Source organism: Prevotella marseillensis (assembly GCF_900625065.1).
GTDB classification, from domain to species: Bacteria; Bacteroidota; Bacteroidia; order Bacteroidales; family Bacteroidaceae; genus Prevotella; species Prevotella rara.
The window spans coordinates 1-2,339 of record NZ_UYXY01000020.1; the positions used below are offsets into that span (position 1 = coordinate 1).

At 46.5% G+C, this 2,339-nt stretch carries 2 protein-coding genes; both read right to left on the bottom strand.

The genetic code is table 11. From position 1 onward, the window contains the following. Positions 1–329: response regulator (locus EJL04_RS16225; protein WP_125105677.1), on the bottom strand; the 329-nt coding region annotated here is incomplete at its 3' end. Beyond that, positions 322–2,339 (bottom strand): hybrid sensor histidine kinase/response regulator (locus EJL04_RS16230; protein ID WP_237471979.1); only part of this gene is annotated, 2,018 nt, incomplete at its 5' end. The genes EJL04_RS16230 and EJL04_RS16225, both read right to left, overlap by 8 nt.

Sequence of the window (2,339 nt, forward strand, 5' to 3'; positions counted from 1 at the left end):
TCCTCCACAAGCTGTTTGGGAATATAGTCTATCGAGCCGAGTTTCATGCTTTCCACGGCGGTATTAACTTCGGCGTAGTCGGTCATAATGATGAAGGGCTGCATCTTTCCCTCCTTTCGCATCCAGCGCAAAAGGTCAATGCCGTTACCGTCAGGCAGGCGCAGGTCGGCAACCACGATGTCATTATCTGTCGCCTGTTGTAGATGTTTCTTCGCGGTTGAGAGGTGGTAAGCCTTCACGGTGCGGTAGCCCTCCCGCGCCAGCATGTTGCAGACAAACTCGCAGTACACGATATTGTCTTCTACCACAATTATTGTTGTCTTATCCATCTTCGTATTTTCTCCTTTCCTCTTCTGCCAACCGGATTATTTCCGCTCCCTTATCCAGCACGGCAGTCACGGCATGGCTTAACGCTTCACCATCCGGGAGTACATCGCCATGAAGCAATCTGTAAAGTACATTTAGCGGTTGGTCGGCACGTAGCACCTCCCACGAGCTGCGCAGGTGGTGTGTCAGGGAATCCAGCTTTTGCAGGTCTTTTTCTGTTGCCGCTTCCCGTATTGTCTGCATCTCTTTTTCAGTTTCCGTCATCAACTTTTCCAGCATAACGGCTTCATTGCCGTAAGACAGCAAAGCTGAAAAATCCGGTTTCCCGTCCGGTGTTTCTTTTATGGCACACCTGTCGGAAACCTCCATCAACTCCGATATGGAGAACGGCTTGAACAGGCATCCGGCAAAGCCTTTTGCCAATAGTTCCCCTTTGTTACAACTGCCCGAAGCGGTTGCCACAACCACCGGGATTGTTGGTGAATTGCCCACGTTGGACGAACGCAACAGTTCCAGTAATTCGAAACCGTTTATACCGGGCATATTCAAGTCTGTCAGCAACAGGCTGTATTCTTTCTGGCGTATCATTTCCATCAGTTCCGCAGCATCGGTGCAAGTGTCGCAGTGTATTCCTTCTTGGGAGTACATCTCTTTCAGCATCAGAAGTAATACCTCATCATTGTCAATGGCGACAACATCATGGAATTTATTGTTATGATAAACAGGTGTATTGCTTGTATATCCAAGCTGTTCTTCAGCTTCCTGCATAGAAATTTCAACTGTGAAACGACTGCCTTTCCCTTTCTTGCTGTCCAAACGGATTGTTCCGCCAAGCATCGACACAATATTACGCATTATGGCAAGCCCAAGCCCGAAACCCTCCTTTGCGGCGGCATTTGATAGACGTTCAAACGCACCGAACGCTTGTTTCTGTTCCTCTTCTGTCATGCCTGTACCTGTATCTTCAACGACCAGTGTCAGAACTCCATTATCATATTCAGTAATCAAAGAAACACCGCCTTCTTCTGTGAACTTGACTGCGTTTGACAGCAGGTTATTCCCGATTTGTATTATTCGCTCTTTGTCGGTCAATACAATGGCATCGTGTCCAGTCTTCACGGACAAGGACAACCCTTTGTTCACTGCAACAGGAATGAACTCCGTTTCAAGTGTGTGCGTGATTGCAGAAATCCGGCAGGGTGACAGACGGGGCTGTTCCTTGCCGTTGTCCAGGCGGAAGAAGTCAAGCAAAGTGTTGAGCATATCCCGCATACGGTCGGAGGATTGCAGTATATTTCGGATATATTGCCCATTATTACCGCTATTGCATTCTTTCCGCAAAAGTTCGGTATAGCCAGTTATTGCCGTCAGTGGTGTACGCAACTCATGGGTAATAGTATGTACCGCTTTCTTTCGGGAGGTTATGAGTACCTCATTTTGTTGCACGGACTGTTCCAATTGCTCGATCAAATCCGTTGTCTTGCGTTTGTATCGTTTAATGTTCTTTGCATCACGGTGTATGATGATATAGGAAATGACCAACAGCAAAAGAACAAATCCCATCAAGCCGCCTATCTGCATAAATGATTTTTTACGCATCGCTGTTATCTCGCTTTCTCTATTTTGTAAATCAGATTGTACCTTCTTTTCGATTTGGCAAATCAATCCTTGCAGTTGTCTGTTAAGTTCTGCATTACGGGCAGCAAGACTATCGGCTTGTTCTGACAATCGACGGCTCTGCGCTTTCTGTTCGTTGACCATGTTTCTATTGGATGAACGGAGCGTAGTCGTTGTTGTCGTTGGCTTCGTTCCCTCTTTTTTGCCAAAGATGCCCAAGAAACCTTTTCGTTTTGGCTTTTTGGACTGTTCCTGCACACTTTTCTGCACAATAACCGGAATTTGATTGGCTATCTTCTTGTTAATAGATTGTTGTTCATCCATTAACCGGACTATCTGGAACATCTGTCGTTCCTTATCCTCTAAAAGACTGCGCACACTATCGATGCGCTCTG